The organism is Okeania sp. SIO2B9, from assembly GCF_010672505.1.
Lineage (GTDB): Bacteria > Cyanobacteriota > Cyanobacteriia > Cyanobacteriales > Microcoleaceae > Okeania > Okeania hirsuta.
The window spans coordinates 1-6,179 of record NZ_JAAHGK010000349.1 but is presented as its reverse complement, the minus strand read 5'-3'; the positions used below and the strand labels follow the sequence as shown (position 1 = coordinate 6,179).

The window sequence follows — 6,179 nt, the reverse complement described above, 5'->3', positions numbered from 1 at the left end:
AAAATCGACTATCCAATCAACTATCAAAAGCCACATTTTCTGATAATTGGCGCTCAGAAATGTGGTACTAATTCCTTATATAACTATTTAGTGCAACACCCTTTAGTTGCAGCATCCTTACAACATTAAATTCATTACTTTGACTTAAATTTTGATAAGGATTTAAAATGGTATCAATCGCAATTTCCCGAATTAGAGCCAGGAATAATTACAGGAGAATCAAGCCCTTACTATTTATTCCATCCTCTCGTACCCCAACGAATTTTTGATATATATCCTCAGATGAAATTAATTATATTGTTGAGAAACCCAGCAGAAAGAGCAATATCTCATTATTATCACGAAGTTAGATTAGGAACTGAAAAATTAACTTTGAAAGAAGCGATCGCTGCCGAACAAAATCGCCTAAAAGGAGAAGTTGAAAAAATAATTCAAACAGGAACATATTACAGTTTTAATCATCAACATTATACATATCTAGCAAGAGGCAAATATATTGAACAACTACAAAATTGGATGAATATTTTTCCCAAGGAACAATTTCTCATTCTCCTGAGTGAAGACTTATTTAACCACCCACTAGAAACCATGAATAAAGTATTTCAATTTCTAGAATTACCTACATACCACTCAGAAACATATTTTAGATATAATTCTGGTAATTACTCACAACCTAGAGATGAAATATACCAACAATTAGTAACATATTTTCAACCATATAATCAAAAATTAACTAAGTATTTAGGTATTGAACTAAACTGGCAACTTTAATCAAAAAATTGACAAAATATAGCGACATAACTATGACTATTGATTATGAAAATTCTTGGGAAGAATATGCAAAAAAATGGCATGAAGATTATCCCGAATTAACTCATATAGGTGACGAATGGATAGGTAAAGCAGCAGGGGCAGCCAACTCATTAGCAGAATATGAAAAATTAATAGAACAAAAATTTATAGCACCATATATCAATGAAAAACATACAGTACTAGAAATAGGCATTGGTGGAGGACGTACAGCAGAATTGTTGCTCAAACATTGCCAAAAATTAATATGTGCTGATATCTCCAATTCTATGTTAAATGCTACTAAAAATCGACTCGGCGAAGCCAAAGTCAAATACCTAAAACTTGATGGAATAACATTAAATGAAATTGATTCAAAAACAGCAGATGTTTGTTTTTGTTACGACACAATGGTGCATTTAGAACCCAGAGATATTTTTAACTACCTAACCAAAATACCCGCCAAATTACGAGGAGAAAAAATTTGCATATTTCACCACACAAATACCCTCAGCGATCTAGGTTGGCAAAGATTTCTCAAAGATTGGGATAACAATCTTATGGGAAAACGAAACGGAACCGCTCACTCAGTAATGACTAATACAATAATGGAGAAATTTCTATCCCATCTAAAATACAAAATTATTCATCAAGATACTAATTCAGTTCCTAGAGATTGTGTATGGATATGCCAGGCACCAGACATTATTTAGGGTTTGCTGAAAAAGTCTTTTTAAGGAGTAGGGGAGTGGAGGAGTAGGGAAGTGGGGGAGTAGTTAGGAGGAACGGAGAATAGAATTTAATTAGGAGGTAGTCAAATATATTTGTCAGAGTTATTTTTCTGCAATTATTCTGCCTTTTATGCTAAAATTTTGAGGGTTTTGGACGTAATACCAGGCACTTTTTTACATCATAAAAAGACTAAAGCCAATATCAGTCAATTCTTTAAGATTTAATCAGCAAACCCTATTTAAACGTAAGCAAAAAGCCGTCAGCTATTAACTATCAGCTATGAATTTTAGGCAAGGTAAAAGCAACCTTTGAAATTGAGAAAAAATAAAAAGTTACTGCCATACGTTCCCTGACTAAACCCTAGAAGTAATGAATAATTACTAATTGCTGATAGCTGACTGCTAATAGCTGTTTGCGCAGCAGTCCCCAGGAAATGCTTACATTCAAACATTAAAAAATAATCATTAATAATACAAATTTAGAACTTATGAAATATCTCTTCCTGCACCCAAATTTTCCTGCTCAATATCGTCATATTATTACTGCCTTAGGAGCAAATCCTAATAATCAAGTTGTATTTGGCACAAAAAACGAACGCCCAGAGTGGAAAATACCAGGAGTTCACAAAGCATTATTCAAACCCAGTCGCGAACCACGTCCAGAAACCCATCACTACGTCCGTCCCCTAGAAAGTGCAGTAATTTATGGACAAGCCGTATTTAGAACCGCAGAACAACTCAAAGCACAGGGGTTTGTGCCAGATATAATTTGTGGCCACTCTGGCTGGGGACCCACCTTATTTGTCAAAGAAGCATTTCCGAACACCCCACTTCTTTGCTACTTTGAATGGTTCTATCATTCTCATGGCTCTGACGCTGACTTCGACCCGGCAGAACCCTTGACAGTAGATGATATGGCCAGAATAAGAGTAAAAAATGCTCCCATATTAATAGATTTGTACACCTGTGATTGGGGGTTATCCCCCACATATTGGCAGCGATCGCAATTTCCCACAGAACTCCAAAGCAAACTATCTGTACTCCACGATGGGGTAGATACTGATTACTTTAAACCCAATCCAGAGGCAAAATTAGTACTACCTAATTTAGACCTGTCCGGTGTTGATGAACTTGTAACTTATGTAGCGCGAGGCATGGAACCCTATCGGGGATTCCCAGAATTTATAGAAGCGATCGCCTATATCCAAGAAAGGAGGCCCAACTGCCATGTAGTAGTAGTCGGTTCTGAAAGAGTTTGCTACGGTAAATCTTTGCCCAATGGTAAAACTTACAAACAAGAAATGTTAGAAAAAATACCCTTGGACTTATCACGAGTTCACTTCGTTGGTTCATTGCCCTATGGTCTATACTTAAAAGTCATTCAAGCATCTGATGTTCATATCTACTTAACCAGACCTTTTGTTCTGTCATGGTCTATGATTGAGTCTCTATCCACTGGTTGTCTAATTGTAGGCTCAGATACACCTCCTGTGAGGGAAGTTATTGAGGATGGTAAAAATGGCCTATTAGTAGACTTCTTCTCCCCCAAACAAATAGCTGACCGCATTGATGAAGTGTTGAATCATCCAACTCGCATGGCAGAAATACGTGCCAAGGCCCGCAAAACAGTTTTAGAGCGATACGCTCTTTCCAACTTATTAGCAAAACATTTAGAACTAATTCATCAAGTTGCTAACCGCACCTTACAAATCAAAGATGTAGGTATAGAAAAAAAACAACCTCTAACCTCATCTAAACTCTAGATACCTTAAAAATCAACCATACTATATGGGAACCTAAAATCAACAATCCACGTCCTCCGGTAATGTTAACACTATAATCAATCATTAAAAATATGCTGCCTTAGTATAGATACTAGATTGTACTTAAAAGTCAATAATGGTAAACCCATAGGCACATAGTAGGCCAAATTTTGGCTGATAATTTTTGTAGTTAAAAGGCTAGACTTATTCCAGATAAACAGGTTAAACTACAGCCGAATATAAAATTACTGGTATTTGTTGGTAGTTGAGCCAAACAAAACAATTGTCCATATTTTAGATATAAACCATGTAGAGGAGTGAAACGGTATGGTAACGCTAACTGATGGAGACGATCGCTTCGATCAGGAGGATTCTGGTAATATAGCACCTGATACGATTAATGGTATTGGTGGAGACGACACTATATTTACTTCTACCCTAGGTGGCAGTCTAGCTAGAGGTGGAGATGGAAACGATACACTGGTATCTAGGGGTCCTTCTGGTATTAACAACTCTGGTCAACCAGATACTCTCGAAGGTGGTGCAGGGAGTGACTCCCTGGAATTCCAAGCTGCTGCTGGTTTCGGATTTGGAGATGATGAAAATGATACCTTAGTAGCTGTTTCCCGTACTAGCCTTTATGGAGGTCAGGGAGATGACTTTCTCCGTGGCCTGATTGGAGATAACTGGTACTCTGCCAATCAAGGTAATGATATCCTACTTATCGGCACAAGAGATAGTCTTTATGGTGGCAGGGATAATGACACTATTAGTGTCTTTGCTCCGGAAGTAGTAGAGGCACTTGATTTTGACACCTTACCTACATTTACAGGTGACACAGGTCAAGGCCAAAACTTTATTTCTGCAAACCGACAAGAAGATTTAGTTGTTGCTTTTGGCGATCGCGATACTATCTACGGCGGTAGAGATAATGACACATTATATTCTTTGGGTAGCCAAGTCCGTGTAAGTGGAGATCGTGGCAATGATGTAATAGTTCAGCTAAATCAGGAATCTGTAGGTACCCCTGTTAATAGCACAGCTATAGCTTTAACTTCGATAGAAAGGTCTACTCTAATAGGTGGTGAAGGTAATGACTGTATTCAAGGTGCAGTCGGGCCATTTGGTGATGGTAGAAATTCCTTAGATGGCGGAGCTGGCAACGATACTATCAGGGGCCAAGCTTCAAGAGATACCTTGGTTGGTGGTGAAGGTGATGACTTAATTATCACTGGTTTGATCGAAGAAAATGAAGATAAATTTAGTACTAATGGTATAGCAGTTACTGTTCCCGGTTTTGCTGGTCAAAACAGATTAGATGGTGGTGCCGGTGATGATACTCTAGCATCAGGCTTTTTATCAGATACTATGATTGGTGGTCAGGGAAATGATTGTCTCAGTGGTATCTTTAGTCGTGTGGATGGGGGCGAGGGTGACGATACCATTGATGCTACAAGCATCAGTACCAATGCTTCGGGTGGTGGTAGTATTGAAGTTACTCTGATTGGTAGTTCAGGTAATGATATCCTTTTGGGTAGTACCAACGCTGGTGTGGCAAACTTCTTTGATGGTGGTACGGGTAATGACTTTATTCAGTTTGGTGGAACAAGCGATCAGTTAATTGGGAATACACAAGGTAACGATACAGTAATAGCATTTCAGGGTGGAGGTACAGCACCATTCTTCATAGAAGATACTCAAGGTAGTAACACTTTAAGTGGTGGTGATGGAGGAGATACCTTAATTACTGGAGCAGGTGATGATTCCATTGTGGGTGGTACTGCAGATGACTCATTAGGAGATAGTATTAGTGCTGGTGCAGGGAATGATGTTATATTTGGCCGTGGAGGAACTGATACTATTCTTGCTGGTGCTGGTGACGACTATATTGCAGCTGGCCTTAATGGTACAGGGGACTCCTTAATTGGTGGTCAAGGTAACGATAGCTTTGCTTATTTTGCCGTTGAGGAGGGTGTCACTGAAAATAGTGTGATCGTAGACTTCGATCCTTCTGATGACCGGATACTTCTAGACTTGAATGGATTTAATTTGGAAAATTCCAGCAAAAACTCAATTATTGGCATTAATGATTTTGCTGGTGTTGGTCCAGGTGATAACTATGAAGATAGCTTTGCTCGAACTAGCGGTCCTACTATTATCTATGAACGAAACCCAAAAACAGATCCAAATGACACATCAGATGACCCAGAACTAGCTGGTTCAGGTCTGTTAAAGTACGATCCTAACGGTAATCTGGAAAATGATGATAGTAATCCTATTATTACCATTGCTCGCCTCAATGGTACTCCTAACCTACTTCAATCTGACATCTTTATTATCTAATATAATCTATTAGCATTAAGCAAAATTATGAGGCTGTGATTGATTTTTAATCACTCCTCATTTTTTTCTGGATTAGTTTCTGTTTTGACTTGTTTTTCTACTTTATTTGTACCTTCACTCTGAGTTTTTTCCTTAGCTGGAGCTTGTTCTTGAATCAATGTTATTTGATTATCAATTAAACTCAAAAATGTAGTGCCAAAATGCTGAATTTCTAGAAAACTTGCATCAGCAGCAGCAGGTTTATAAATTTTAAAAGTCCGCATAATTCCTAAAGTAGCAGCACTTTCTAACGGACCAATAAAGCTGGTATCTCGGTCTAAAAAATAAGGTTTACTAGCCCATTTTTTCATCTGTTCGGCATTCAAAAAATAGCAACCAGAGTGGGGGTTAAGAGTTCTATGAAAGGCAATTACCTTTTCCATGATTTTTCCCTTAAGCTGATATTGTTCTCGAATATTTTGAAATTTAGCTGTTATTTCTGGTAACACTTATACTTATCATAGGCTCCGTCTCCTGATACTTGGGCTATTTCCACATTTACTCTATCTAATAG

The 6,179-nt window shown here is 37.9% G+C and carries 4 protein-coding genes and 1 pseudogene; 4 read left to right on the top strand and 1 reads right to left on the bottom strand.

Annotated features, from left to right (window positions below):
- The first annotated feature begins 282 nt into the window (after window positions 1–282).
- From F6K13_RS14045 to F6K13_RS14030, 4 genes are all read left to right on the top strand, one after another.
- Window positions 283–771 (top strand): sulfotransferase domain-containing protein, encoded by a 489-nt coding sequence (locus F6K13_RS14045; protein WP_287287656.1) that lies wholly within the window; start codon window positions 283–285, stop codon window positions 769–771.
- A gap of 32 nt (window positions 772–803) precedes the next feature.
- On the top strand, window positions 804–1,502 hold the full coding sequence (locus F6K13_RS14040; RefSeq protein WP_124143828.1) for a bifunctional 2-polyprenyl-6-hydroxyphenol methylase/3-demethylubiquinol 3-O-methyltransferase UbiG: 699 nt from the start codon (window positions 804–806) through the stop codon (window positions 1,500–1,502).
- A 506-nt stretch (window positions 1,503–2,008) separates the two neighbouring features.
- Complete coding sequence (locus tag F6K13_RS14035; RefSeq protein WP_124143824.1) at window positions 2,009–3,283, top strand: glycosyltransferase family 4 protein; 1,275 nt, start codon at window positions 2,009–2,011, stop codon at window positions 3,281–3,283.
- Between the two features lie 327 nt (window positions 3,284–3,610).
- The gene (locus tag F6K13_RS14030) at window positions 3,611–5,626 is read left to right on the top strand and encodes a calcium-binding protein (protein WP_124143825.1); all 2,016 of its coding nucleotides are present in this window, start codon (window positions 3,611–3,613) and stop codon (window positions 5,624–5,626) included.
- Between the two features lie 50 nt (window positions 5,627–5,676).
- On the opposite strand, the pseudogene F6K13_RS14025 reads toward F6K13_RS14030, so the two are convergent.
- A pseudogene (locus tag F6K13_RS14025) lies at window positions 5,677–6,114 on the bottom strand (calcium-binding protein); the annotation flags it as partial.
- Window positions 6,115–6,179: the final 65 nt, after the last annotated feature.